We start from the raw sequence: 26668 nt of genomic DNA, 5'->3' as shown, positions 1-26668 counted from the left end.
ATAAGTAGAAATACTCCCCGTAACACCCTTAAGGTAAACTTGCAACTAATGAGAGATTTATGGAAGCAATGGCTGACAAACTTAAGCTGGGCGCAGCCTTTGTTGCTTCAAACTCTCGATTTGGGCTTGGTGTTGGCGCTCACCTATATGGTGCTGGTAATTGTCGGTGAACGCCGTACTTTGTGGATGGTGCGGGGATTTATTATTTTAATCCTCGCCGAGCGCTTATCCGCACTTTTGCGCCTAGAACTATTAAATTTTGTCTTAGAAAAGTTAGTAGTTGGTTCGGCGGTAGCAATGGCAGTAGTGTTTCAATTAGAGTTTCGACGATTTTTGGAACAGTTGGGGCGGGGAGAATTTAAACAGTTGTTACAACCAGCCACTAGCAACACATCTAAGCCAGATAGTGTAGTTGATGAAATTGTTGATGCGGTTAAAGAACTATCGCAAAATCGAATTGGGGCTTTACTGGTGTTGGAAACAGATAGCCCCCTTGACGATCGCTATTTTTCTGTTCCAGGAGTAAAGCTAAATGCGGAAATTTCTAAGGAACTATTGCAAACAATTTTTCAGCCAAAAACTTTACTGCACGACGGAGCAACATTGATTCGCGGTTCGAGAATTATGGCATCGGGAGTAATATTACCGCTTAGCGAACGCACTGCTTCCCGTCAGCTAGGAACCCGTCACCGGGCGGCGATGGGCATTACTGAGCGGGTAGAAAATTGTATTTGTGTAGTGGTATCGGAAGAAACAGGTTCAATTTCTTTAGCAGAACGGGGAATACTAAATAGACCCCTGACCAGCAGTAAACTAAAGGAACTGTTGGAAGTGAGATTTTCGCCTGTAGTGGAACGAGAAGCGGTTGCTCCTAGTCTACGAAGTTTGGGGCATCAAATCAAAACTAGAGGGCAACTTCTTTTTTCACGTTTACTCGGTCTACCATCATCAGTTTCTCGGAAGAAAAAATGAAAACGCCAAGTGTATTACAGCAATTGCCCCCAGACCTAACGCTAGAACGTTTGCCCAAGCACGTAGCGGTAATTATGGATGGAAATGGTCGATGGGCTAAAAATCGAGGTTTACCCCGCCTTATGGGTCATAAAAAGGGCGTAGATGCGCTCAAAGACCTCTTGCGTTGTTGCAAAGATTGGGGCATAAAAGCTCTGACGGCTTACGCTTTTTCTACGGAAAATTGGAGCCGACCGTTAGAGGAAGTAGATTTTTTAATGACGTTGTTTCAAAGGGTGCTGCGTCAAGAACTGCGGGAAATGATGCAGGAAAACGTCCAGATCCATTTTGTGGGTAAATTAGACGCTCTGCCGCACTCTCTGCAAGCGGAAATTGAACGATCAATGAGCGAAACTCAACACAATCAAGATATTCAATTTACCGTAGCAACCAATTACGGCGGTAGACAAGAGATTATTGATGCCACAAAGGCGATCGCGCTTTTAGTCCAGCAAGGTAAAATTCAACCCCAAGATATTGATGAGGCATTGTTTGAAAGCCATCTCTACACGAAGGGAATTTGCGATCCTGACTTGGTAATTCGTACCAGTGGCGAAATGCGAATTAGTAATTTTTTATTGTGGCAGATGGCTTACTCGGAAATTTATGTTACAGATACATTGTGGCCCGATTTTGACCGCACAGAGTTTCACAAAGCTTTGTTTAATTATCAAAAGCGCGATCGCCGTTTTGGTAAAGTTTAGTTCTCCTGAGCTTCACTGAGCATCTCAACACCTTCAACGTGCGATCATACCGATAGATAAAAAGCTCGTAAACTCTTTTTACTAAGGGCCAGCAAATACAGCCTGTTCTATATCTTGCCGACTTAGGGAATACTTAAAGGCGCGTTGAATATCTTGCTTTTCTCCAGCTTGAAAATAACGGACTGTGATATCTTCGACTTCAAGGCAAAGCTCCGCTTTCCAATCAGCCTTTTGAATATGCCAGCAATGAGGCGCTGAACTATCTTGCTGGCAACCTTGACTAATTAACCACTGCTCAATATTTGGCAAAGCATGGTTGTATAAAGGAGTATTGGCGTTAGGAAGTGACATATAAATTAAGGCTTAATTGTGGTAAGAAAAATATAAATATTTCGATTAAAAATTGCTCAGTGCTTGCAAAGCAACATTTACAGCTATTGTAAACTGCTGCGTAACAATTTGTAACTCAATTGTTGATATTGGTTGCCAAGTGTCGCCACGAATTAAGCTTAGAGCGAAAGCAAGTATCAAACAACCAACAAATGTTAGCCCTAAAATAAACACAGCAAAGATTTCTCCAGCCGATAAAGGGCGATCGGTAGGATCGAGATAAGCAGAAGATTTTGTAAAGTTAGGGCGATCTAAATAGGACGGCGCTTGAATTACAGCTATACGCGAGTAGCCAATTAAATAATCGTAAGCTATGCGCCGTTCGGGGTTACTAAGGGTAGCGTAAGCCTGGTTAAGCTCTTGAAACTTAATAGTAGCAATTTCTGTAGATAATTTAGTGGTATCGGGGTGATAATGCTTGCTTAATTCTCGATAGGCGCGACGAATATCTATGACTGATGCTGAAGGATGCAACCCTAGTAAAACATAGTAACTGCTATTTTCTTTTGCGTCAGTATTTTGACTCATTACAGTTATAATCGCCCTACGTCAACAAATATATTTTACTGGCTAGTTATTGATTGGTTCAACGAGTACATTTACTAAATTTCATGAAAATATCTTTTGCCTAAACAGGTAATAACCCAAAATACACATTTTTATGATACTGCGATCGCCCAAAAATTTATCTATACTGTAGTTCAAAAATCCTTCAGTGAAGTTATTGTAACGACAAAATGTAGTTACAATAAGAGCATTAAATTTGAGTGGGATGAGTCGAAACGGCTTTCTAACATTCGCAAACACGGAATCGATTTTTCAGATGTTCCGGTAGTTTTTAACGGATTGATCGTAACGGTTGAAGATGAGCGCTTTGACTACGGAGAACAGAGGTTTGTAACTTTCGGTTTGCTTCAAGGATACCTTGTTGCAGTGGTTCATACAGAAAGCTATGACTACATTCGGATTATTTCTACAAGAAAGGCAACCAAAAATGAGCAAAAAACCTATTTCGAGCAAATCTGAAACAGACTGGCAACGGCTTGATACTATGACGGATGAAGATATCGATCTATCCGACTGCCCAGAAATTACACCAGAAAAGTTTGCTAAAGCAGTGGTGCGAAGCGGTTTACCAGTGGATAAGAACAAAGTACAAGTGACTCTGCGGATTGACAGTGATGTGCTGGAGTGGTACAAGTCTCAAGGACGAGGCTATCAAACCCAGATTAATAGTTTGTTGCGAGCATATATGGAAGCTCATCATTGATCGCTTGACGGCGCATTAGTTATGTTGCGATCGCATTACTCCCTTCATCTAGGATATATAGTGAGGCAAATGCGATCGCGCTTGCAGCAAGATGATATCGGCTTGGCAATGATGCTACTTATGGTTCATAAACTGGCTGACTCTGGCTGTTGATAGTCTTTAAAAGTATTCTTTATCTATTTCTATTTGCAATTGCTTAAGTTCTTCACACTTTTGGGCAATCCAAACTTTTTCACCATTACGTTGTTCTAATGTTGCCTGATGCACTTTATCCTGCTGCTCTAATAAGTTCTCAGAAATTGAGATTGCTTGATCAATAATTTGACTAGCTGATTCAATTCTGCTAATAAATACTGAATCAATAATTTGATTTATTTTGTCAAAAATATCATCTAAGGAGCTGCTAAACTGTTCGCCTCCCATCTGAAAAACATTTGCCTTGATAGATTCTTCCAGTGCAGTTATTCCTATAAGACCCCAACCCCCAGCACCCATACCTATAATAATAGCCGTAATGGGGCCAGAAAGAAAAATTACTGGTAATATAGCCGCACCGATACCAAGTGAGCCAAAACCACCCCAAAAACCCTTGGTGGCATTAGTATTGAAGTCTACCTGACTTTCTTTAAGGAATTGCATATCTATTGAATCTTTATTTAATAAATGGCTAATGTTTTGAAAGTTTAACTGAATTGCCTGCAATTCTTGCTTAATTGCATCATCCAATATTTCTAAAGGTTCCTTTAAAACAGCTTGCTTCAACTGATTATTTATCCAACTATCTAACTCCGATAACAGGTCTTGATTGAATTGACGAGCATAATCTTTCGCTAATTCACTACGGCTCCATATTGGTGAATGTTGAGAAGTCCATTTTTCAGCCCTTTCTACTAAACGTTCATCTAATCCTTCAAGCCATTTCTTCCATGATTCGTTAGCTTGTTCAAAGCTATTGTCGAATAGATTATTTGCCAATATACGAATTTTGACATCTCGCCCACTTGCTTCGCCAATCTTCTCTATTATCTGTTGCCTTGCTGTTGCCGAAATTTTGATATTACCATCTAAAAACTTGACTTCTTGCTCTAATCCTTCCAAACTTGAGTTGATTAACTCATGAATTTTAGTAATAGCTTGATTAATTTTTATCTTTCCCCGTTCAAAAATTAAAAATTGCTCTAAATACTTAGTGAAATCCTGAAAAGCTTGTAAATGTTCATTACTTGTCCCATTTAAGATAGATTTAAGAGCAGTTTTAGCAGATATATAATGGCTGCGATTCTCACCTTTAACAAGTGGGTTTTCACTATGGATAAAATTATCAAGCCTTTGTTTTACATCAGTGATATCTTCTTCGTTATCTAGTAAATCCATAAAATTAACTAACACAAAGAGATTTTCAGCAGGTTCATTTTTCCGCCCTCCATTTAGCGAAATGCAGACATCTTGTAATAACTCTTTTTCTTTTTCTGGAAGCAGCCGCATAGCATTTGTTAAGAAAATAGCTGCATCTGTTTCTTTAAGCAACTTCTGAGTAATAGCTGTTCTCTGCGGATGTTCATTTAATCCTGGTGAATCAAGAATTTCTACCCCACTCCTACACAAACTCAAATCGGGATGTTCAAAAATAATTTCTTCTATGTCAGAGCGCTCAAGTTCCTCAGTACGGCTATCTATTGCTGCTTGTTTAGAAATAGCTGCTTTTTCCTTGTATTCCTTAAATGAAATTTCTTCTTCCCGTCCATCCTTATAACGACAAACTATTCGTTCTTGTTTTCCATATCTAAGAACTGTGATTGTACCGCTACAAGGAATTGCTCTTACAGGTTGAATTTCTTGACCAAGTAAAGCATTTAATAAAGTAGATTTGCCTTGACTAAATTCGCCTATAACCGCTACTCTAAACTTTTGCGATTGTAGTTTTTTAGATACTGCTTCTATTTCTTTTACAAGGATATTAGATAAACAATCACTATCTGCACAATCTTTGATTATGTTGTAAACCTGAAAACATAAATTATCAAGTTGCTGTTGATGTTTCTGAAAATCGTTTAATTGCTGATAAGCAGAAAAATGTTGTTGAGATGCTATAGGTTCAACTTCATTAGCCAACATTGCAACCAATTCACTTGCAGCCTTAACAAACAAAGTATCCAAGTCATGGAATCGAGCAGCGTCAAGCAAAGATTGCACCTCTGCTAAATCATTTGGCTCAACATCTTCTTGATTGCTAAAGGTAGCTTCTAAAACTGCTAAATGCTTAGGCTCGATACCCAAACGATTAGCAGCAATTTGTAAATACTTCTTTTCCGCACTATCCAGATTGCCGTCGGCGGCAGATATTTCATAGCCAAAACCTATTATTAATAACCTTTGTGCTTTTGAAAGCGAAGCCATCAAGGACACTAATTCTCTAGGGTTATTGTAAATTTTATGCTGTTTTACACCCGTCATTGTTAGTTGCATCAACTGATGCAAATCTTCACCAGCAGGAATAAATTGATTCAGCGTCTCTTGTAGCCGTTGCTTTTCCTCCTCTGTAACCGTACCGTCAGCATAAATTACGCCTGACAGAATAGTTACTAAAGTAGCCAGAAAAACCAATTGTGGGGTAATGTCTCTTTGACTAAGCTTTTGTCCAGTAATACGTGATAACAAATCAATTGTTTCAGTGCCAATCGGTGTAGTATTCATACCAGTCAACCTCATAACGTTCCTTTCGACTTAGTATTCCCAAATTTGGAGACAAAGTACCGAGAAAATACGGTTATCTTCAATCTGGTATTCAAGCTAGGCTCAAAAAAATTAGTGGATAACACAAACAGAGCTATGCTGTTTCAATTTACTTCGGCTGTTCAAGCGGCTATCGAAGCTGGCAAATACGTACAGGTTTTTACATCTGCGGGAGTCCCAATAGGTTTGGCTAGAGATGCTTCTACAGGAAAGTTTGTAGCTCAAGCCGTCGGGATGATGGCTCAAAATACCCCCCTGTCACCTTTATTTAGTCCTGTTCAGATGGTAATGGGAGCAGCACAGATGTATCAGACACATCAAGGCTTTGCGGCTGTTCAGGTAGGCTTGCAATCTATCCAATCTAGTTTAGGGGTATTGCAAGCGACAACCGCCTTTATCGGCGTAGGAACGGTTGCTGTGGGTGTATTGTCTGCCGTTAATTTGCAGCAGACATTAAAACTGAGAAAGGAAGTAGGACAACTCAGAATAGAAGTCAAAGATGGTTTTATCGACCTCAAACAAGCTTTAAAAGACCAAGGTGCAGAAATTAGAGAACTTATCGAGCAAGTAGCAATTGATGTTGACTTTAAAAACCACCGGACAATTTTAGTTAGAGCTTATGGCTTATTTACTCAAGCGCTTCACCGTTTGCGTTCGGCAATGCAAATTCAAGATACCAGCCGGAGAAATGCTGAAATTGATGGCGCCAGAGGAATGTTGTTTCAAGCTTTGGCAGATTATGACAATCGTGAATTATTAGAAGTTACTTGTTCCGCCGGACAACTGCGCCGTTTAGAGTGCGCTTGGGTAATAGAGCAAGCAATTATTTCAACTTATCAACTGCAAAGTGAACCCGCCGCCGTGTGCGATCGCTTATCCCATCTTCAAGCTAAAATTCGTATTGATGCCCAAAATGTGATAAATAATTGTGAAACTGAAGACGAGCTAGATTTTCTGTTTCCTGAATTAACCCGAATCTATAATCACGATTTAGCGGCGTTAGCATCCTGGCAAAATCAAATTGATTGGATGCAAACTTTGCCATCATCCGAACTCAAACTACTCGAAAGTGCTGATTTTAGCGCTGATGAATTAACCCTGAACACAGATAGTAATGATTTAATTCCGTTAGAACAAGTCTGTTATGAGACTTTGTATCAAAAATCTCATTTTGCTTCTTTGGTTGACCAGCTATCAATGATGTTTACATCACAATTGCGTCAGGAGTATACAAATTATATTACTCAGCAAGCTGTAATAGCTCATCATAAAAGCTTAGTACCATCTAATCTAGAAAAGGCTTCTGACTTAGCTGTTGCAAATCTTTACTGGTACTTCAAAGCCAGAGATGAATCTAAAGACGAACTAAACCTGGTGAAAAACTAACAAAATACTTCTTTAATCCTGTGTAACGTAACTGTCTAAAATGGCAGAAACATTTTTACAGCAGCCGAGCCTAATAGTCCTAAAATATTCATAAAGTTACCTTTACTTTTTGGCTTGGCATCGCTTGGTAGTGGCGCTTCCAACTCTTTGATAAATGCTTGCGCTGTCTGAGTTCCAGGAACATTACCTTGAGCTAAAAACAATTCATCAGCAACTCTAGCATCATCTCTAGCGCCTTTACGGTCTAGTAATTGGTAACGTGCAACACCTCGACCCATGTAAGCTAAAGCAAACTCTGGATCTATAGTCAAAGCTTGGTTAAAGTAATCAATCGCCCCTTGAGAGTCGCCTTTTTGCCCTTGTAACATCCCCCAGCGATAAAAGTCTTCAGCTTTCCCGGCGGCTATAGGGATACCGATCGCACCTTGCAAATGAGCTACATTTACATCAGCATCGCCAAAGCTGACATTGTACAAGTAAGCATCTCTAAAATCTGCCCCAGCTATTTGCGCTCCCCCTAACTTTGCACCCGTTAAATTGGCTCCAAACAAAGAAGCACCAACTAAGTTTGCACCCGTCAAATCAGCCCCACTCAAGTTTGCACGGCTCAAATTTGCTCCGCTTAAGTTAGCCCCCGTTAAATTTGCTCCCGATAAATTCGCCATAACTAGCCCCGCACCACTTAAATCGCAGCTTTGACATTGTTTAGTTGCAAGCAACTGTCTGGTATGAGCAATGCTTTCTGATAAAGCTGGATGAGCAAAGTTAATTGTAGTAAGTACCGTAGCAGCAATAAAAAGTTTCATAAATGGGAGGTTTGGCAAAGGATACGCTAATTTTTGTAGAGTAACATTTAATATTTCAATTGACGATATTATGCCCCAAATCATCTTAATAGGCGACTTAAGACAGATTAATTTAATTGTTGCTCGATGTATTAAAGGAAAGTAACAATAGCCTATTTTTAACTTAGTTATGGAAATGCGCCGCTTAGGTAGATCCAATCTACAGATTAGCCCGATTTTGATGGGAACTTGGCAAGCTGGGAAAAGAATGTGGGTGGGAATTTCCGATGAGGAGACAACTAAGGCAATTAGAGCCGCTTTTGATGCGGGAATTACTACCATTGATACGGCGGAAGTTTATGGGGAGGGACATTCAGAGCAAATTGTTGCTAAAGCTTTGTCTGATGTGAGAGATAAAGCCGTTTATGCTACTAAAGTTTTTGCCAATCATTTGAAATATGACCAAGTAATTGAAGCTTGTGATCGCTCTTTACAAAATCTGCAAACTGATTATATTGATTTATATCAAATTCATTGGCCCAGTGGCACTTTTAATAGTGCTGTTATCCCCATTGAAGAAACGATGAGCGCCTTAAATAAGCTGCTAGAGCAAGGCAAAATTCGCGCTATTGGGGTTTCTAATTTTTCCCGCGATCAGCTAGAAGAAGCTTCGCAGTACGGACGAATTGATAGCATCCAGCCGCCTTACTCGCTATTTTGGCGACAGGTAGAAAAAGATACTGTACCTTATTGCATTGAAAACGATATATCTATTCTTGCTTACTCGTCTTTGGCGCAAGGATTATTAACGGGCAAATTTGCCGCCGATCACAAATTCGATGCTGAAGATAATCGGGCTAAAAACAAGCTGTTTCAAGGAGAAAATTATCAAAGGGCGCAATTGGCTTTAACAAAACTGAGTCCAATCGCCGATCGCCATCAAGCTACTTTAGGTAATTTGGCTCTTGCTTGGCTAATTGCTCAACCTCAAACTAATGCCATTGTCGGTGCAAGAAATACCGAACAAGCTGTAAATAATGCTCTAGCTGCAAATATCGAACTCTCTACAGATGAACTTCAAGAAATTGATGCGATCGGGCGCACCGTTACGGAGCATTTAGACGACAACCCGGTAATGTGGAATTTTGCCGCTTAAAATAATGTTGAGAAGTTTCAAGAAGGTTGAATTTTAGTAAACTTACCCTTGCTAAAACAAAAAGTAGTGATAACTTAAGTAATAGGACGCAAAAAGCTTAAAACAGCTAAACCAAAAAAGGCGCTCAACCTCGTGTCCCCTGTTAGAGAGCCAAACTTGTAATTGTTCCAAGCATAGGGTTAGTGGCAAAAAGCTCTAATAAAGCCGTAGCCAAACTCAGGTCTAGAAAGACGCTACTGTGCTGGAATTACGAGAGATGTAAACTTTAGTTATTTCTCCACTTTATTTGTTAACTTCTTTGAATAAACTGAATCCCGAAATTTAAGGGGTCTTGTCGTAAGCGGATAAGACCCCTTAAATTTGTATTGCAGAGAGACGTTGCAATGCAACGTCTCTAGCATTTGTTTTGCAATCATTTTCGCGCTCTGAATTTAGCAACGCCAAATTTGTTTAAACTACATCTGCAATCGATAAAACCCAGGATTTTAGCAGAGAATTAACTTGTTCTGGGACTTCATCATGGGGACAATGACCAGCGCGCAAGAAGTATTCGGTCAAATTAGGGCAGTATTGGCGAAATTTTGGCGATCGCTCTTTAGTATTCATCCAAGGATCTCCTTCTCCCCACAGCATTAGTAAGGGGGATTTTAACTGTTGCAGTAAAATATCAACTTTTTCTCCTTGAGGATTGCTAAAAATTGCCGCAAATACTTGGGCTGCACCAGCATCGCAGGAAGGGCGATAAATTTCTTCTACTAATTGGTCGGTGACAGCGCTTTTGTCTAAATAAACTCTTTCTAAAGTTTGGCGAATCACCCAAGGTTGGCGCACGTATTGAAATAATATTAACCGCGCCAATGGTTGCCCAAATATCCATTTAGCCGCCTCGCCTAGAAACTTTTGCCACACTTCCGGTTGTTTGGGCGGTTGTACCTCTGCTTGCAAAGGATCGGGTTCATCTGATGACTGATCGGCGGAAAATGGCCCCGCACTATTGAGCAATACTACTCCTAAAGCGGCTTCTGGGCGCTGGGCTGCTACACACAAACAAGTATAGCCGCCGAGAGAATTTCCGGCTAACACCGTTGGTTGACCAATAACTTCGGTAATAAAATCATTTAATTGATCTCGCCACAAGTCGGCGCTGTAAGCCATTTCAGGTTTTGCCGAACGTCCAAAACCCAGTAAGTCAATTGCCCATACTTCAAAATCTGCTTGCAATTGAGCGATATTTTTGCGCCAGTGATCTGTAGAAGCACCAAACCCATGCACGAGTAATAAAGGTGGGCGTTGTTGCTTTTCTCCCGCTTTGACATAATAAATTGACTGTCCGCGCCACTGCCAATATTTACCGGGAGTTGGAGTGGTAGAAACGGCTGGTGTTACCTGCATGATTTAATTATAAATAATGTTAAGTTACTTTAATAATTCTAACGAGCAAGGGTTAGAACACGGATTATGTCACAAATAATTACCGGAAAAACTAAACTATTGGGCGTAATTGGGCATCCTATCGAACATTCCCTATCGCCAATTATGCACAATGCCGCGATCGCACACTTGGGTTTAGATTATGTCTATCTACCTTTTCCAGTGCATCCAGACAATTTACAAGCGGCAATTTCTGGCTTTGCGGCAATCGATCTAGTGGGTATTAATATCACAATTCCTCATAAACAAGCAATTAAGCCTTTAATCGCGGAAATATCACCCACAGCTAAAGCAATTGGCGCTATCAATACAGTTTGGAAGACAAGTATCGGTACTTGGGCAGGTACGAATACTGATGTCGAAGGTTTTATTGCGCCTTTGCAGACTTACAACCAAGATTGGAGTCAAAAAACCGCCGTAGTTTTAGGCAATGGTGGCGCAGCACGGGCTGTAGTAGCAGGTTGCGCTCAATTAGGCTTTGGGGAAACTTATGTAGTTGGGAGAAATGCCACAAAGTTAGCCGAATTTATTGCTAGTTGGGATTCACTAGCTACAAAGTTATTAGTCCGTACTTGGGATAAATTACCGTTACTAATTCCCCACGCACAGGTAATTATCAATACAACTCCTATTGGGATGTATCCTAACGTTACTCAGTCGCCTTTGAGTGATGAAGAAATGGCATTATTACGGGCGGATGCGATCGCCTATGACTTAATTTATACTCCTCGTCCGACAAAGTTTTTACAACAGGCGCAACAAAGAGGTGCGACGGCTATTGATGGCTTAGAAATGCTTGTACAACAAGGAGCGGCTGCTTTGGCAATTTGGTTGCAACAACCTGTACCTGTCGATATCATGCGTCAGTCGTTGCAAAATCATCTCAGTAAATATAACTAGGGACTATACCTCAAATTGTGACTCATTTAGTGATTAATGTATAGAAAAATCTATATGTTTGTGATTAATGTATAGAAAAGTCTAGATTTTTGTGAAGATGACGTAAGTGTTTTGTGAAGAAACAGTGAAGTGGCAGGGAAACTACATACAAATAATATTGAGGTTGGTAATGTTTTGTTAGAGGTATGCGATCGCACTTTTACAGGATCAGGGATTCTACCAGGGTCAGAGTGAAACGCGATCGCATCTAAAAGTACACCTTAATTTTTGGAGGAACAGAGTTTTGAAATTAACAAATCTGATCGGATGTGCAGTCGGAGGGGGAGTAGCGCTTATCAGTCTCGCAACACCTAGCTACGCCCAAACGTTTGTAGGAGACTCTAGTGGTACTTTTGGTATTCCTAACTCCGGCACTAACAGTGATGCAGTGTTTTCAGGAATTGGAACCGATACATTTACCTTTGGAGATAGTGTCGGAACAGGCCCAAATGAATATAGCTTTGCCGGAAATTCTTTCTCAACTACTCTTGACTCTTTGTTTCAAGTTGGAGATTTCACTTACTACAACGGGGCTACTTTTGTAGGTACAACCGTTGATTCTGTGCCTCTAAACATTTCCTTTGACTTTACCGATCCTAGTGGTGTTACTCAAGCTTTCAGCTTCAACTTTCAGAACGATAGTACGCCTAATACGGGGACTGCGGAGGAAAATGCTGACTTTGTATTCCCTATTAATAGCATTGGCTCTCAGACTTTCACTGTTGGCACAACTGAATATACACTTGCATTAAGTGGTTTTAGCCAAGACGGAGGTGTCACAACTGTTGAAGAGTTCCGTGTCCTTGAAGGTGAAAGCACTACGGCTGGGCTTTTTGGTAAAATTACTACTGCTCCTGACTCGGAACCTATCCCTGAACCCAGTTCTGTATTGGGTATATTGGCTCTTAGTGCTTTAGGCGGCGGTTCTTTGCTAAAGCGCAAGCGCCAGCAGATGAATAAAGTAAAACTATAAAATTGTTGAGGTAAGGGTAGGTGCTGCTTACCCTTACCTTGTTTTGACTATAAGGGTTACGGTAAAGACGATCGCGCTAGTAGAAAACCTCAACCGTTTCTTTGCCCGTTGGAGTAAAAAAATATTAATCCCTAAAAATAAATAGGTCAAAGTTTAAAACTTTCCATATTTTTAGAAAATAACGTTCAAATTGTACTAATTTCCAGTATCGTTGGGCATAGTCTTCAAGACTAGCTGTAGCTAAGTTTAATTTTGGCTACAGTGTGCTATCTACTTTTAAGCAAATTTGCCCATGCGATCGCGCCCTACCCCTGAAGATCAAAATTTATCGAACCCCGCCGTCGCCTATGCGCCCTCTGTACCTCTGTCGGTGTATAAGGAATTAGCCACAGAATTGCAAGCATCCAAGGCGCTATCAGAGGCTTTAAATGCTCAAAATCAGCAATTGCTTAGACAAAATAATCAACTGCAACAAGAATTAGATAAAGCTATAGAGTCAGTTTTGTATTGGCGACAGACAAATAAGGCTCCTAATCGTCCTTTTTCTGAAACGCAAGCCGTTAACCGTGATTCGCCGCCATCACCCGCAGGATCGTTACCCTTTCTTCCCAAGCAAGCTAAGGCTGCATTTGCCGAAATCACCGAACAAGAACAAGGGCGCTATCGTCGTTATCCACAAGAAAAAGTTGCCGATATTAGCGGCTGGTCATTGGCGATCGCCCTAGTGTTAATTATGGTGACAGCTTTTGGCGCAGGATACTTAATGATGCGTCCTTTGGTTCTCCGTCGATAACTTTCAGCAAATTGTATTACTTGTTACGCATTGCTGGCACGGTTGAATGATATTCAATGTCCGTGGGTATTAAATATGCTAGGACTAGCGCGTTTAATTTATAACAATTTGGATTAGGGAAATATTCTAGTATTGTACCGATGGAAATACTTGGTAAACTCTCTAAATAAAGTGCTACACGCAGTAAGGAGTGAAGAAATTGAAAAAGGTTGAAGCCATTATCCGACCATTTAAACTAGATGAAGTCAAAATTGCTCTAGTCAACGCTGGAATTGTGGGAATGACAGTTTCCGAAGTTCGAGGTTTTGGACGACAAAAAGGACAAACCGAACGCTATCGAGGTTCGGAATATACTGTTGAGTTTTTGCAAAAACTTAAAGTAGAAATTGTCGTAGAAGACAGTCAAGTAGATATGGTAGTCGATAAAGTAATTGCCGCCGCCAGAACTGGAGAAATCGGCGATGGCAAAATCTTTATATCCCCGGTAGAACAAGTAATTCGGATTCGTACCGGAGAAAAGAATCTAGAGGCTGTGTAATAAATGCCCCCCAAAAATGGGGGGTGATTAATTGCTTGTACTTGCTACAAACTTAGGCGCAAGGCTTGTAACTGGGGAAGTAACGCCTGAAATGCTTGTCCGCGATGGCTAATTTGGTGCTTTACTTCTTTGGACATTTCGGCAAAGGTACTTTGATAAGCTGGAACGTAAAAAATCGGATCGTAGCCAAAACCACCCATCCCGCGCGGACTATCGAGAATTTCACCTGGGCAAATTCCCACCGATTGCAAAACAATTTCCCCACTAGGATCAGAAATTGCCACCGCGCAAACAAACTGCGCTTGCCTATTTGCGGTGTCTCCTAACTCTGCAAGTAAGCGTGAAATCCGCTCAGAGTCACTGTTGGCATAACGTGCCGAATAGATGCCCGGTGCGCCATTTAATGCCGCAACTTCTAAGCCAGAGTCATCGGAAATCGCATAGTTCCCAGTAGCAATGGCAATTTGAGAGGCTTTGAGACAAGCATTAGCAGCAAAAGTTGTTCCCGTTTCCTCAATCTCCAAATCGTCAGGCTTTAGTTGCAATTCCCAATCTAAACTTGTTAAATAAGCTTGCATTTCCTGCAATTTGCCAGGATTTCCTGTAGCTACTACAAGTATTTTGCTCATTTTATGCTGCCCACTCTTTCGCCCAGGCTAGGGTTTGATGTACCTGTTGGATAGTGGGGGCTTCGCAATACAAACGCAAGACGGGTTCTGTACCGCTAAACCGAATCATTAACCAACTGTCATCAGCTAAGCGAAATTTGTAACCGTCAATGCTAAGACAATTTACTACCGCAATGCCTGCTATTTCTTGAGGTGGCTGGGTTTGCAGTTGGGTTAATAGCCGACTACGCACGTCCATACTCGCCAAAGGTAGGTCTATGCGATCATAGGCAGAATAGAAGTTTGTACTAGCTTGCAAGCCCTTGTAGAGTTCGCTTAAGTCTTTTTCCTCCGCAGCAATCGCTTCTAGCAAATACAAAGCTGACAATAAACCATCCCGTTCGGGAATGTAGTCAGCAAAGCCAATACCCCCCGATTCTTCACCGCCTAGCAATACATTACTTACTAGCATTCGGTCGGCTATATATTTGTAACCAACAGGAGTTTCAAATATTGGCAAATTGTACATCTGGGCAACGTGCGAAATCAAATCGGAACCGCTAACAGTTCTGACAATTTCCCCGGTCAACCCACGCTTTGAAGCTAAGTGTTGTATTAAAATCGGAATTAATATTTGAGAAGAAAGAAAATTTCCTTGCCCATCAACTGCGGCTATGCGATCGCCATCTCCATCAAAGACAAAGCCCACAGCTATACTACCTGTGGCTTTAGAGCGGTTGTGAGTCCGCATCGTGCGAAATAACTTAGATAGATAACGGGGTAAAGGTTCCGGCGCACCACCACCAAACAAAGGATCACGATTACTATTTATTTCTTGTACGGGTACGCCTAATATCTGCGCCATTCCTCCAGTGGCTGCACCGTGCATCACATCCACAAATACCGTTAATTTACCGGACGTAATGCTATTTCTGATTTTGTTTATATTTACTTTTTGGCTCAAAGTCTGGCAATAATTAGCCCAAGGCTCAAAGGTTTGCAGCGTACCAGGTTTAGGCGGGGGAGACGATTCGACAGCTAATAATTCTTCAATTTGTTTGGTTACGTCTTCTGGTACTGAACCCCCAAAAGCGCCTTTAACTTTTAAGCCCAAATAGCTACCAGGATTGTGACTTGCAGTAATAACTAATGCACCTAAAGCGTTGTAACGCTTAACAGCCCAACTAAACGCTGGAGTTGAGGCGTAGCCCTCAGCTAGTAGCACGTCAAAACCTGCGGCGACGACTGCATCGGCGGCTTTTTGGGCGAAAGTTTCTGCCATAAAACGGCGATCATAGCCCACAATAATCAGATTGTTGCCTACGGTAGCCCCGTAAGTCTGCGCTAATACTTTTGCCGCGAGCGGGGCGACTAATTTTAGGCGATCAAAAGTAAAGTCATCGCCAATTATTCCCCGCCAGCCATCTGTACCAAATTTTATTTCCTGTGTAGCTACTACTGGCATTCAATTTCCCCTAGGTTGCTCAGGCAGGATTTTACCATTATTAGATTACAACTGCGATTGGAAAAACAACACCACGCGCCCTAATACTCTTTTCCAAAGTTCTCGCTTGCGCCAGCTATTGACATTTATCTGCTTGCACCGCGAAAACCCGGTAATAAAGAGGTTTTCGATATGTTTGACTAATTCTGGTTGAGCGGTAGAAATATCAAGTTCGTCATTATGGAAAAAGCTGCGCGGATCAAAATTTGCGCTTCCCGTACTAATCCAGCAATCATCAAGCAACAATGCTTTGGCGTGCATCATACTGGGTTGATACTCATTGATTTCAATTCCGGCGGCTAATAAATCGCCGTATAATTCGCAGGAGGCGTAATAAACAAACTTTTTGTCACACTGAGAGCCATTAGTTAAGATGCGAACTTCTACCCCCTTTTTCTTGGCAATAATTAAAGATGCTCTTAAATTGCGATCGGGTAAAAAGTAAGGGCTAGAAATCCAGATTCTTTTTTGGGCGGCGTGAATACTGGTCAAAAATAAAGCTTTTACAGACGAAGATCGATAGGAAGGGTCGTCTCCCGCCGTTACCATAATTGCCGGATCTCTTATCGGTTGGGGGTTAAATACTTGAACGTTTAGATCCGCCGTACCATGAACATACATCCAATGCTGCATAAACATACCTTGCAAGGCGGCGACAATTTCCCCGGTAAAACTCATTTCAAAATCGTACCAAGCCCCAGTGTCTTTAATGTCATCTACTCCATCCCAAAAATCTGAAATTCCAGCGCCGCCAATTAAAGCTTTGTTGTTGTCAATTACTAGCAACTTCCAGTGAGTGCGAGCGAAGTAATCAATCGGGGCTTTCCAATTAAACTTATTGAAAAATCGGATATCTACGCCACAAGCTTTTAATCTTTTCCAGTAACGTTTTGATAGCTTTTTTGAGCCATGATGGTCGATAATCATTAGCACTTCAACTCCCGCAGAGGCGCGATCGCATATAGCATCTGCAAACTCCGTCGCCCGTCGCCCTGGAGTCATAAAAAATGTTTCAAAATGGATGCTGTGCTTGGCTGATTTAATCGCTGCAATTCTTGCTGCATATATATTTTCAGCTTCAACCCAATGCTCTATATATTTTCCTGTAGTAAATACAGAGTTTGATAAAGTTGCCAATGCTAAACCAAATCGAGGCTCGTCAGGACTAGGAACATTGATTAATTTGTATTCAATGCGATCGCGAAAAGTTCCCCGAAAGTACAAAACAAATACGATCACAGCAATAGCGGCGAGGATAACCCCGCCGCTCCACAGCACTATTGAAATATCGAGCATGGCTATACCTCTATATTTTAGAATAGAGGCTTTTGGCAATCCAAAGCCCGATAGCTACGCTTTAAAGTGCTTTACTGATAAAAGCTACGCGATCGTCAGCACTTAATGACTGGAGAGATTGCAAAAATTCAGTGACTTCTGATGACGGCTTAAGATCACTTACACTACTCTCTACTTTTTGACCCATTTGATACCAAAAGGCAAGTTTATCATCTTTACCTAACGAACTATATTCATCTATTGGGATCGTCTGGTTGCTTCCCGTTACGAGTTCAGCTAGGGCTTTACTAGGGTTTGGATCTAAAGCAACTTCATCGCCATCTTGCCTTTGAGCATCTAGCATATCGCGCAAAGCTTGGGTTTGCAATTCGGGCGATAACTGCCCAACTTTACTTACTAATCCGCTTGCTTTTGCTGAATTGTCAACAGCATTTGCAGGTATTTGTCCGGCGATATGTTTGTACATTAGCGCTAAGGCTGCTAGGCGGTCTTCTATTTTCAAACTACGAAATGTGGTTATAGATTGCTTAATAGCGTCGGGTTGGGCGGAGGTCATAATTAATACTTAGAAGTTAACAATTTTGGGCAAATGTTAAGCTAAAAGGTTTGTTTTAGCCTAACAACTCAATTACTAATGGCTAAAGATTAGCTTTAGTTAAATATCTGCACCGGGCTTTGCTTCCGCACCCATTGGGCCGACATAATCGCGGAACATAGTAATTTGCTTTTGAAATTCCATCTCTTTAATCTTGCCAAATAATTCTTCAGCTTGAGTGGAGATTTTGTAATCTGAAGGCATGGGGATAATTTCGCCGCTATCCATACCTTGCGATAAACGATACCAAAATAGTAGTTTAGTAGTTTCGCTCATCGAGCCATACATCCGGGTATACTCATTATCTGCATTATTAATTAAGTCGCGTTGTAGCTGCAATTGCTCTTCGTGAGACTTTTCTTTTACTTGATTAAACAATCCTTCGGCGATATCTGTTCCGGCGGTACTAGCCCCTGGCGCAGCCGGAGTAATTGATTTACCCATTTCTTTATATATAAAGTAGAACAAAGCTAATTGATCGTCTACTTCCAAGCTTTGAAATGATTGTACAGCCTGCTTAATCTCTGGATCGTTAGTTTCAGTAAATGTCATAGTAACCTCTGCTTAATTGAATAACAACAGCGCTCTTTCAAATAAATTGAAATCTTTATACTGTGTTTACTTTGATACCTAAAAAATGTCTAACATGACAACTTTTTTATCAAGATTAACAAAGGCATAAATAACAATTAAACCCACTATAGATAGAGGTGTATAACCTAACTAAAGATAGAGGTAACTAAGAATTTTTTGAGCAAAAGCAGAATAAATAATTTGATTTTTAATTGCTCCTTTTTTGGGACGCAGCAAAGCAAATTATCCTGAAAACTTCTAATTTCTTTACGAAAACTGGACAGTGCTTTACTTCTAGAGCATATTGTATGCGTCCCCCTAAAAAAGTAAATCAACCTGTGAAAACTGAGATTCGTTACAAACCAGCTTTCGCAACAATTTTTCTGACTCTGGGCCCTGGTGAAACAATTACGGCAGAAGCTGGGGCTATGACTAGCATGGATTCGCAACTATCGATGCGAACAGAGTTTTCGGGTGGGCTGATACCGGGACTATTAAAAAACGCATAAGTAACGAGTTTATCGTTGATAGCGGTCATTTGGTCGCTTACGAACCACAAATTAAAATAGGGTTAGTAAAACAAGCCCAATCAGAAAATGAATTAATGATGGTATTGGGGCATGAATTAGGACACTTTGCCAATAGAGATCATTTACGCAGCTTAGGACGGGCGGTAATTGTGCAAATTGCGATCGCTTATTTTGTCGGCGATATTGGTACGATTGGCTCTATAGCCGTCTCTGGCGTGGAAAGTTTAAGCAATGCTCAATTTTCCCAATCTCAAGAAAGTCAAGCTGATGAAGTTGGTTTAACCTTACTACAGCAAACTTACGGTCATGTTGCTGGTGCAACAGATTTTTTTGCGAGAATGAGTAAAAAACAAGCATTAGATATAGACTTTTTAGCCACCCATCCCGCACCAGCTAGACGAGTTAAAGAAATCCAGCAATTAATCAAACAGCGCAACTATAAAGTAGACCAAAAGCTACCTTTACCGGCCACCTTGCCATAAATGCCGATTTTACGACTCTTTTGGTTGTGTTACAAAAATGTGAGGACAGAAAATTTGGCGTTGCAGGGCTTTGAATTATGCCACCGCGCCAAAGATTTGATTGATTTTGGCGCTGACTATCTTCGCTCGTAAATCTGCGGAATATGGCTTGATTGCTATCCTATTTATCTGATGCTTTACTGTGCCTTTGTGCGATCGCAAACTGCTGTAAGATGTTGAAATCTTCAGGACTGAGAACATCTTGTAGGTAGGGCATTTGATTGAGTAATGTAGTTTCTTCCTTACATAACTGTTGCAAAACTTCTAAACAGCGATCTCGTTGTGTTCCGGGTTGGAGGTTTTTTAGCAGATAAATTGCCATACTTAGCTTGGGTATTACATTAATAAGCTCTTGAGGGAATTGCTTTAAAACTTCATTGTTAGTATCAACATGGTGCTGTAACTGTTGTACTTCTTGTTGCAAGGCTGCAATTTTTTGGCGCTCGTTATTGTACTGTTGCATTACAACTTCATGTTTCGCCAACCGAGTAGAGATTGCTGTCAATAATTCATTTGCAGTGAACGGTTTAGTAATATAATCGTCTGCGCCTAATTCCATGCCACGCCTTCTATCAGGTTGATCAGCCATAGCAGTAAGAAAAATAAACGGGATTGTTGCCGTCATCGGACTTTGACGCAAGGCGCTCAAGACTTCATAACCATTGATTTCTGGCATCATTACATCACAAATAACCAAGTCTGGTAAGTATTCCTGCGCCCATAAAGCGCCAATCAAACCATTCTCAGCACCTACAGCGTCAAACTCTTCAAACTCAAGTATTTCCAGAATATTACTTCTAACTGTTAACTCGTCTTCAACTACAAGAATTTTTTTCATTTATTTATACCTAATTGTTTAATGGAAGTGTAACTAAAAACGTTGTGCCAACCCCTACTTCGCTCTCAATATCGATTGAACCGTTGTGCAAGTCTACAGATTTTTTAACAATGGCAAGTCCTAATCCTGTACCAGAAATATTGCTAACATTGCTAGCTCTATGAAAAGAATTAAACAGTTTAGATTGGTCTATTACAGGAATTCCAATACCTTCATCTCGAATGCGAACAACAATTTTTTCGGGTTCGCGAATTAAGTTAAACTGGATAATACCACCTTGATGGGAATACTTAATTGCATTTGAGAGTAAATTACTAAGAATTTGCCTTAGGAGTTTTTCATCTAAACAAGCATTAATAAATTGTTCTTGACTACAAAAGGTTATCGTATGTGAGTTTGTAGTAGATTGAATAGCTTCTACTAAGTCATGACAGAATTTTACAAGTTCAAGCGGTGTTGGTTGAAACTCTAACTTGTCCGCTTCTGCTTTGCCAATTAACAATACGTCATTCAATAAACTTATTGTGTGTTTAACCGATGATTGAATACGCCGGAAATGTTCATTTTTTTTCTCCTCAGTCAACTTGTGATTGTAACGTTCGAGAATATCTGTGGAAGATAAAATTGTAGCTAAAGGGGTACGAAATTCATGAGATGCCATAGTGACGAAACGAGTTTTGAGTTCACCTAATTCTCTCTCTTTTTCTAAGGCTTTAATAATATTTTCTTCTGCTCGTTTGCGCTTAGTAATATCAGTAGAAATTCCGCAAATCGCGTAGATATTTCCGCTACTGTCATAAAGTGGAAACTTAATTGATAAGTAGGTATGAAGAGCATCATCTTGTGGAAAGACCTCCTCCCACTCTAAAGCAGCTTCAGCTTGAAAAACTCTTTGGTCGTTGGCTCGATATATTTCAGCCATCTTTTTGGGGAATAAATCGTAGTCAGTTTTACCCTTTATCTCCTCTTTGCTAATCTGAAAAATTGTTTCGTACCATTGATTGACTAAAATGTATTGACCCTGAATATTTTTAACATAAATTAGTGCTATGGAGTTATCTAATATTGCTTGGAGTTGCTGCTCACTTGCTCTTAGCGCCTGCTCCACTCGCTGGCGCTCGACGATTTCATTTCGCAACTGCTCATTAACTTTGGTTAACTGAGCGGTGCGTTGTAGTATTTTGCTTTCTAATTCGTCGTGAGCTTGTATTAGTGCTGCTTCTATTAGCTTACGCTCAGTAATATCTAAAATATAACTTCGGATTAAATCGCTCTCAGCAATATAGTGTATGGATTGCTCGAAAACTCGCTCTCTATATTTAACCTCACGAATAAAAAATTTTTCTTCACTACTTTTGACTTTTGCAAGTAATCCAAATAAAATTGGATGCTGTAATTGTGCTTCTCTCAGACCTGGAAATTGTGTAATAGCTGCTGGGTTGAGATAAGTAATTGTGCCATCTAGCGTAATTTCAACAATTGGATTGGACAATAATTCAGGAAAGGAAGCTAATCGAACAAGCGCTGATTCAATTGAATTTTCAAACTCTATATTTTCTCCAATTATAGTTTGAAAAGGACTGCTTAAGCTGGACAATAAATCTGGTAGCTCCTCAGCTTTACTAAATGTTAATAAATCTACGTCTGAAAGATTATGACTAGCATAGTATTTTGCTTCTACATCCCCGCCAAATACAATAACATCGCTAGGTTTGAGGTCATGGGAGAAACAACGTTGCCCATTGATAATAATGCCATTGGTACTTCTGTCTCCCTGTAAGTTGCCATCAATTAGCCGAAATGAGTAACTGGCAGTTTCAGGAATTGATATTCGTAGTAAAATAGCGTGCTGGCGGGAAACCAATTTAGAGTGCAGCACAATAGCGTTTGTTGAATCACGACCAATTGAACAAGTACTATCTTCTAACTTAATCACACGTTTCCCTTGTTTATCTTCAATTACTAAAAGATGGTGAATTTGTCTGTCTTTTTTCATAGCATTTTTCATATAAATATTTAATATCTTAATTAGATTATTCCCGTTTTTGAATATAAAGATACTTCCTTTAGCAAAAAATATACAAATTTCATTACATATAATTTTGATGTGTTTTACTTGACTAGCGATAAGCTTTATTCATCTAACGTAATAGAAGAAGATAGTAGGGTACCCCTAGCAAGTAATTTGGTAAATTCTATAACTGGCAGTGGACGGCTAAATAGATAGCCTTGAATCTCATCACACCTTTGTTGTCTAAGAAAAGAAAGTTCAGCCTCGGTTTCTACACCTTCAGCAACCGTTTTTAGACTCATACTACGTGCCATTTGAATAATTGCTGTTGTCAGGGCTGCGGCTTGTGCATCATTTACAATACCAGTAACAAAGCAACGGTCTATCTTTAGCGTGTTAAAGGAAAATTTCTTTAAATAGTTAAGAGATGAATACCCAGTACCGAAATCGTCAATTGCTATTTGAACTCCTAAAGATTGCATTTCTTTTAATATTAAGTTTACCGACTCTGCATCTTTGATGAAAATACTCTCAGTAAGCTCTAATTCTAAGTATTTGGGTTGCAAATTAACTTGTTTTATAATAGAAAATAATCTTTTGCTAAAATCTGGCTGACTAAAGTAATGACCTGACAAATTAACTGCTACTCGTAAAGGAGGAAAACCTGCTGTTTGCCAAGTTTTATTTTGTTTACAGGCAGTCATCAATACCCATTCAGTAATAGGAATTATTAAACCATTTTTTTCTGCTATAGGAATAAAATCCAATGGGGAAATTATACCTTTGTCTGGATGATACCAGCGTAACAATGCTTCTGCGCCAACAATTGTTCCTGTTTGTAGCTCAACTTGGGGTTGATAGTAAAGTTGGAGTTCGTTTCGCTCTAAAGCATAATGTAAGTCTGTATCTAATAGGAGTGTATTGGCACAACGCTTGTCAATTGCTTTATTGTAAAATTGATAACCATTTGATGTTTGCTTTCTAGCAAAATTAACGGCTATATTGGCAGATTTGAGCAGCGTAATTGGATCTTTACTATCAAAAGGATAGATAGCAATACCAATATTAGCAGTAATAAAAACTTCCTGGTTTTTTAGGATGAAAGATTGAGATAAACTTTGTATGATATCTTGAGCTACGTTAACTATTTCTTGTTTTTGCTTAACAGTTTCTAAAAGAATTGCAAATTGCTTTGCTTGTAACCGAGCTACAGTTTGATTTTTGCCTAAACAGATTACTAATCTCTGAGCTACAGCTTTAAGTAACAAATCTCCAGCTAAATGTCCTAAAACATTATTAATCTGATCGAGTCGATCTAATTGAACTATAAAAATTGGTATCAGTCGGTCTTCATAATCAGCTTGAATTATTAATTGATTGAGTTGCTCTCGTAACAAAAATTGGTTAGGTAGGTTTGTTAAACTATCGTAGTGAATTAGATGGTGCAGTTGTTCTTCAGCCTGCTTGAGTTCAGAGATACAACTTTGGGAAAGAGTTGCTTGTCTTTCAAAGCGAGTAGAAATTGCACTTAGGAGTTCGTCTGCGGTAATTGGCTTAATGAGATAGTCATCTGCTCCCAAATTCATCCCTTGACGGAAGTCGGCTTTGCTTGCTTTAGCTGTAGTAAAAATGAAGGGAATACTAGCAGTAGTTAGGTTTTGGCGTAACGCAGCTATTACGCCATAGCCATCAATTTCCGGCATCATCACATCGCAAAGAATTAAATCGGGCAGATGTTTTTGAGCTAATTCAATGCCCAAAAAACCATTGTTAGCTTCAATAGTTACAAAATTCTCAAGTTCAAGAATCTGGACAATATTAGTTCTTAATGGCTCTTCGTCTTCAATTACAAGAATTTTTTTCATTTGTTGCTCCGCAGTTCTGCGATGGAATAGTGACAGTAAAAGTAGTGCCAATTTCAACTTCACTCTCGACTGCGATCTTGCCACCATGTAAGTCCACAGATTTTTTGACTATCGCTAGCCCTAGTCCTGTCCCTGAAATAGTGCCGACATTGGTAGCTCGATGAAAGGACTCAAATAAATTGCCTTGGTCAGCCGTGGGAATACCAATGCCCCGATCTTGAACGCTAAAAATTGCTTCTTCTTGTTTACAAATTAAGTCAAATTTAACAAGACTACCAGAGGGGGAATACTTAATGGCGTTCGAGAGCAAATTACTCAAGATGTGTCGCAGCAATTTCTCATCCATACAAGCATAAGTAGATTGTACGTGAGGACTAAAGGCGATCGCATGGGTGTTATTACTGATTTGCATTTCTTCGACTAGATTGCGGCAAAATTCTACAAGCTCAAGTGGTGCAGGGTTGCACCCTAGTTTTCCTGCTGCGGCTTTACCAATTAGCAGCACATCATCTAATAGCTGAGTCATATTTTTGACTGTTGCTTGAATGCCCTCTAGGTGATGAAGCTTTTTCTCTTCCGTCAACTTATGGTTGTAACGTTGTAATATCTCAGCAGAAGACAATATTGTGCTTAAAGGGGTGCGGAACTCGTGAGAAGTTGTAGTTACAAAGCGGGATTTAAGTTCTCCTAGTTCTTTTTCCTTTTCCAGAGCATTACGAATTTCTGCTTCTGCCTGCTGGCGTTTGGTGATGTCAGTAATAAAGCCTTCGAGACTAAGTAAATGCCCTTGGCTGTTAAATACTCCACTACCTTTTTCCCATAGCCATTTCACCTGACCGGATTTAGTGTAAATCTGATACTCGACTACATAAGGTTGTTTGTTGGCGATCGCACGTTCGATTGCCTTGTCAACTTTGGCTAAATCTTCAGCATGAATAACGGTCTTGTACAAACTCCTCTCATTGCCAACAAGTTCGTCACTTGTATACCCAGTAAGAGCGAAGCAGCCCTCACTTAAATATTTCATCGACCACTGAGAGTCTTTATTACGAGAGAAGACAATACCTGGTAGTGAATCAATCAAGAGAGCTAGTCTTCGCTGGCTCTCCCGCAACGTCTCCTCAGTTCGTTTACGCTCAATAATTTCTGTTTCTAGCACAAGTTTTGCAGCTTCAGCTACTTTCGCTCGCAACAGTGCATCTTCTGCCTGCTTACGTTCGGTAATATCTCTAAACACAACCTGGATCGCTGGTTGACCTTGATAGACAATTGTTATTCCTTTTAGCTCGATATCTATGATCTGATTGTTAAGCTGAACAAATTTGCCTTCAATAAGTTCTGTTTTTTGTCCTTCTTCCTGAAGCCAAACATTCGCCTTAATGATGTCCTGAGAGTCGTAATGAACGAAATTTAGGATGGGCTTGCCGATAAGCTCCTCTACGTTAGTTGCACCGAGAAGTTTTACACCAGCAGTATTTATATAAATAAATTTTTCTTCAGTGCAAACAGCGATCGCTTCAGGAGAAAGTTCCACTAGACGGCGATAGCGTTCTTCGCTTTCTTTTAATGCTTCCTCTGACTGCTTACTTTGAGTAATAGCTTGCTCCAAAATTGCTAAGTTACGTCTTAACTCCATTTGTGTCATCACTTGACGAGCCAAAATTTGTAAAGCTTCTTTCTGTTCGTAACTCAAATTTCGCGGTACATAATCAATCGCACACAAGGTTCCTAAAGCAACCCCTGTTGTAGTCGTTAAAGGCGCACCAGCATAAAATCGGATATTAGGGTCTTCAATAACCAAAGGATTATTCGTAAACCGGGCATCCAAGATAGCATCTGGAACTATAAACAGGTCAGGCTGTAAAATAGCGTGGGCGCAAAAGGCAATATCTCTGGGAGTTTGTGAAGCTTCTAACCCCACCTTTGACTTAAACCATTGTCGGTCACGGTCAATTAAACTAACTAGCGCAGTTGGAGTTCCACAAATCTGTGCAGCTAGGCGGGTAAGATCGTCGAAGGCTTCTTCGGCAGGGGTGTCAAGAATTTCGTATTGATACAGTGTATCAAGCCTGGAAGCTTCGTTATCAGGCAATAGAGCTTTCATTGTCTTATTTCCAATTTTACTAAACTATAACTTTTGTAGTTTTGCCCAATAGAGAGGCGATCTTGGTTTCACTAATTAGTATTCCCAATAATTGGCTCAAGTGCGATCGCTGCC

General features: G+C 40.2%; 26 protein-coding genes and 1 pseudogene. 13 read left to right on the top strand and 14 right to left on the bottom strand.

Annotation, left to right across the window (positions count from 1 at the left end):
• Nucleotides 1–48: 48 nt before the first annotated feature.
• Together cdaA and C7B70_RS03035 are read left to right on the top strand one after the other, a co-directional pair.
• Nucleotides 49–972: a diadenylate cyclase CdaA gene (gene cdaA / locus C7B70_RS03040; RefSeq protein ID WP_106367597.1), complete on the top strand. Its 924-nt coding sequence runs from the start codon at nt 49–51 to the stop codon at nt 970–972.
• Nucleotides 969–1715 carry an isoprenyl transferase gene (locus C7B70_RS03035; protein ID WP_106367596.1) on the top strand — a complete coding sequence of 249 codons (747 nt, stop codon included), beginning with the start codon at nt 969–971 and terminating at the stop codon, nt 1713–1715. The genes cdaA and C7B70_RS03035 overlap by 4 nt, the downstream gene beginning before the upstream one ends.
• A gap of 81 nt (nt 1716–1796) precedes the next feature.
• On the opposite strand, the gene C7B70_RS03030 is transcribed toward C7B70_RS03035, so the two are convergent.
• Nucleotides 1797–2066: a DUF3143 domain-containing protein gene (locus C7B70_RS03030; RefSeq protein ID WP_106367595.1), complete on the bottom strand. Its 270-nt coding sequence runs from the start codon at nt 2064–2066 to the stop codon at nt 1797–1799.
• A gap of 45 nt (nt 2067–2111) precedes the next feature.
• Nucleotides 2112–2633 carry a J domain-containing protein gene (locus C7B70_RS03025; RefSeq protein WP_106367594.1) on the bottom strand — a complete coding sequence of 174 codons (522 nt, stop codon included), beginning with the start codon at nt 2631–2633 and terminating at the stop codon, nt 2112–2114.
• Between the two features lie 228 nt (nt 2634–2861).
• Here C7B70_RS03025 and C7B70_RS03020 point away from each other — a divergent pair, with 228 nt between their 5' ends.
• The 3 genes from C7B70_RS03020 to C7B70_RS28230 are packed head-to-tail and all read left to right on the top strand — an operon-like array spanning nt 2862 to nt 3528.
• Nucleotides 2862–3131, top strand: a complete 270-nt coding sequence (locus C7B70_RS03020) for a BrnT family toxin (protein WP_106367650.1) — start codon at nt 2862–2864, stop codon at nt 3129–3131.
• Nucleotides 3100–3375, top strand: coding sequence for a BrnA antitoxin family protein (locus tag C7B70_RS03015; RefSeq protein ID WP_106367593.1), 276 nt, complete (start codon nt 3100–3102; stop codon nt 3373–3375). Before C7B70_RS03020 ends, C7B70_RS03015 begins: the two co-directional genes overlap by 32 nt.
• A 21-nt stretch (nt 3376–3396) precedes the next feature.
• Nucleotides 3397–3528, top strand: coding sequence for a hypothetical protein (locus C7B70_RS28230; RefSeq protein ID WP_255409303.1), 132 nt, complete (start codon nt 3397–3399; stop codon nt 3526–3528).
• Between the two features lie 6 nt (nt 3529–3534).
• Here C7B70_RS28230 and C7B70_RS03010 read toward each other — a convergent pair whose 3' ends face one another.
• Nucleotides 3535–6069: a dynamin family protein gene (locus C7B70_RS03010; protein ID WP_106367592.1), complete on the bottom strand. Its 2535-nt coding sequence runs from the start codon at nt 6067–6069 to the stop codon at nt 3535–3537.
• A 114-nt stretch (nt 6070–6183) separates the two neighbouring features.
• On the opposite strand from C7B70_RS03010, the gene C7B70_RS03005 reads away from it, so the two are divergent.
• Nucleotides 6184–7494 (top strand): hypothetical protein, encoded by a 1311-nt coding sequence (locus tag C7B70_RS03005; protein WP_233220807.1) that lies wholly within the window; start codon nt 6184–6186, stop codon nt 7492–7494.
• 35 nt (nt 7495–7529) lie between these two features.
• Here the strand turns inward: C7B70_RS03005 and C7B70_RS03000 are convergent, their stop codons facing one another.
• Nucleotides 7530–8300, bottom strand: coding sequence for a pentapeptide repeat-containing protein (locus C7B70_RS03000; protein ID WP_106367649.1), 771 nt, complete (start codon nt 8298–8300; stop codon nt 7530–7532).
• Nucleotides 8301–8469: 169 nt separating this feature from the next.
• Between C7B70_RS03000 and C7B70_RS02995 the strand changes: the two genes are divergently transcribed.
• Nucleotides 8470–9435, top strand: a complete 966-nt coding sequence (locus C7B70_RS02995) for an aldo/keto reductase (protein WP_106367590.1) — start codon at nt 8470–8472, stop codon at nt 9433–9435.
• Between the two features lie 450 nt (nt 9436–9885).
• Here C7B70_RS02995 and C7B70_RS02990 read toward each other — a convergent pair whose 3' ends face one another.
• Nucleotides 9886–10827, bottom strand: a complete 942-nt coding sequence (locus tag C7B70_RS02990; protein WP_106367589.1) for an alpha/beta fold hydrolase — start codon at nt 10825–10827, stop codon at nt 9886–9888.
• Nucleotides 10828–10893: 66 nt separating this feature from the next.
• On the opposite strand from C7B70_RS02990, the gene C7B70_RS02985 reads away from it, so the two are divergent.
• The 4 genes from C7B70_RS02985 (at nt 10894) to C7B70_RS02970 (ending at nt 14109) form a co-directional block, all read left to right on the top strand.
• Nucleotides 10894–11766, top strand: a complete 873-nt coding sequence (locus C7B70_RS02985; protein WP_106367588.1) for a shikimate dehydrogenase — start codon at nt 10894–10896, stop codon at nt 11764–11766.
• A gap of 283 nt (nt 11767–12049) precedes the next feature.
• The gene (locus tag C7B70_RS02980) at nt 12050–12778 is read left to right on the top strand and encodes a PEP-CTERM sorting domain-containing protein (RefSeq protein WP_106367587.1); all 729 of its coding nucleotides are present in this window, start codon (nt 12050–12052) and stop codon (nt 12776–12778) included.
• 292 nt (nt 12779–13070) lie between these two features.
• Nucleotides 13071–13571: a hypothetical protein gene (locus C7B70_RS02975; RefSeq protein WP_106367586.1), complete on the top strand. Its 501-nt coding sequence runs from the start codon at nt 13071–13073 to the stop codon at nt 13569–13571.
• A 199-nt stretch (nt 13572–13770) separates the two neighbouring features.
• Nucleotides 13771–14109 carry a P-II family nitrogen regulator gene (locus C7B70_RS02970; RefSeq protein ID WP_009632395.1) on the top strand — a complete coding sequence of 113 codons (339 nt, stop codon included), beginning with the start codon at nt 13771–13773 and terminating at the stop codon, nt 14107–14109.
• Nucleotides 14110–14153: 44 nt separating this feature from the next.
• On the opposite strand, the gene rdgB is transcribed toward C7B70_RS02970, so the two are convergent.
• From rdgB to C7B70_RS02945, 5 genes are all read right to left on the bottom strand, one after another.
• Entirely contained in the window at nt 14154–14738 is a 585-nt protein-coding gene (rdgB, locus tag C7B70_RS02965) for an RdgB/HAM1 family non-canonical purine NTP pyrophosphatase (protein WP_106367585.1), read from the bottom strand.
• A 1-nt stretch (nt 14739) separates the two neighbouring features.
• The gene (locus tag C7B70_RS02960) at nt 14740–16182 is read right to left on the bottom strand and encodes a phosphoglucomutase/phosphomannomutase family protein (RefSeq protein ID WP_106367584.1); all 1443 of its coding nucleotides are present in this window, start codon (nt 16180–16182) and stop codon (nt 14740–14742) included.
• Between the two features lie 45 nt (nt 16183–16227).
• Nucleotides 16228–17517: a phosphatidylserine/phosphatidylglycerophosphate/cardiolipin synthase family protein gene (locus C7B70_RS02955; RefSeq protein WP_106367583.1), complete on the bottom strand. Its 1290-nt coding sequence runs from the start codon at nt 17515–17517 to the stop codon at nt 16228–16230.
• A 61-nt stretch (nt 17518–17578) separates the two neighbouring features.
• On the bottom strand, nt 17579–18073 hold the full coding sequence (locus tag C7B70_RS02950; RefSeq protein ID WP_106367582.1) for an orange carotenoid protein N-terminal domain-containing protein: 495 nt from the start codon (nt 18071–18073) through the stop codon (nt 17579–17581).
• A 99-nt stretch (nt 18074–18172) separates the two neighbouring features.
• Nucleotides 18173–18664 carry an orange carotenoid protein N-terminal domain-containing protein gene (locus C7B70_RS02945; RefSeq protein WP_106367581.1) on the bottom strand — a complete coding sequence of 164 codons (492 nt, stop codon included), beginning with the start codon at nt 18662–18664 and terminating at the stop codon, nt 18173–18175.
• A 359-nt stretch (nt 18665–19023) separates the two neighbouring features.
• On the opposite strand from C7B70_RS02945, the pseudogene C7B70_RS02940 reads away from it, so the two are divergent.
• A pseudogene (locus C7B70_RS02940) lies at nt 19024–19185 on the top strand (AIM24 family protein); the annotation flags it as partial.
• A gap of 38 nt (nt 19186–19223) precedes the next feature.
• Nucleotides 19224–19697, top strand: a complete 474-nt coding sequence (locus C7B70_RS02935) for a M48 family metallopeptidase (RefSeq protein ID WP_233220806.1) — start codon at nt 19224–19226, stop codon at nt 19695–19697.
• Nucleotides 19698–19857: 160 nt separating this feature from the next.
• Here C7B70_RS02935 and C7B70_RS02930 read toward each other — a convergent pair whose 3' ends face one another.
• The 4 genes from C7B70_RS02930 to C7B70_RS02915 form a co-directional block, all read right to left on the bottom strand.
• Nucleotides 19858–20574 carry a response regulator transcription factor gene (locus tag C7B70_RS02930; protein ID WP_106367580.1) on the bottom strand — a complete coding sequence of 239 codons (717 nt, stop codon included), beginning with the start codon at nt 20572–20574 and terminating at the stop codon, nt 19858–19860.
• Nucleotides 20575–20584: 10 nt separating this feature from the next.
• Complete coding sequence (locus tag C7B70_RS02925) at nt 20585–22582, bottom strand: ATP-binding protein (RefSeq protein WP_106367579.1); 1998 nt, start codon at nt 22580–22582, stop codon at nt 20585–20587.
• A gap of 125 nt (nt 22583–22707) precedes the next feature.
• Entirely contained in the window at nt 22708–24450 is a 1743-nt protein-coding gene (locus C7B70_RS02920) for an EAL domain-containing response regulator (RefSeq protein WP_106367578.1), read from the bottom strand.
• Nucleotides 24428–26554, bottom strand: a complete 2127-nt coding sequence (locus C7B70_RS02915) for a PAS domain S-box protein (protein ID WP_106367577.1) — start codon at nt 26552–26554, stop codon at nt 24428–24430. The genes C7B70_RS02920 and C7B70_RS02915 overlap by 23 nt, the downstream gene beginning before the upstream one ends.
• Between the last annotated feature and the right edge of the window lie 114 nt (nt 26555–26668).

It is taken from the genome of Chlorogloea sp. CCALA 695 (assembly GCF_003003885.1).
Taxonomy (GTDB): Bacteria; Cyanobacteriota; Cyanobacteriia; order Cyanobacteriales; family Chroococcidiopsidaceae; genus Aliterella.
This window is presented reverse-complemented; position numbering and strand designations above follow the sequence as displayed.